The sequence below is a fragment of the Rhizobium sp. P2_G2 genome (genome assembly GCF_056403555.1).
Map to the genome: position 1 here is coordinate 1 of NZ_JBFUFF010000278.1, position 590 is coordinate 590.

The 590-nt window shown below is 60.2% G+C and carries 1 protein-coding gene; it reads left to right on the top strand.

Annotated elements, in window-relative coordinates:
• A partial coding sequence (locus AC1D06_RS42735; protein WP_477991648.1) for a VCBS domain-containing protein occupies nt 1-590 on the top strand: 590 nt, incomplete at both ends.

Here is a 590-nt window from a genome sequence, read left to right on the forward strand (position 1 = left end):
GAGACCTATGTCATGAACGACGCCCATGACGAGTTCAAGGCGGGTCATGACTATACCGACAGCATCACCGTGACCACGGCGGATGGCACCAGCCAGGTGATCACGGTCACCATCCATGGCACCAATGACGCCGCCGTGATTGGCGGAACGAGCACCCAAGAACTGACTGAAAGCGATACCGCCCAGAACACCGGCGGCAAGCTGGATGCTTCCGATGTCGACAGCTCGGCCGCCTTCGATGTGCAGACGGATGTCGATGGCAGCCATGGTTTCGGCAAGTTCTCGATCGCCGCTGACGGCACGTGGACCTATGTCATGAACGATGCCCATGACGAGTTCAAAGCCGGCCATGACTATACCGACAGCATCACCGTCACCACCGCCGACGGCACCAGCCAGGTGATCACTGTCACCATCCACGGCACCAATGATGCGGCCGTGATCGGCGGCAGCAGCACCCAGGAACTGACGGAGACGGATTCGGCTCAAAACACTGGCGGCAAGCTCGATGCTTCCGACGTCGACAGCTCGGCGCTGTTCACGGCCCAGACCGATGTCGATGGCAGCCATGGCTTCGGCAAGTTCTCGAT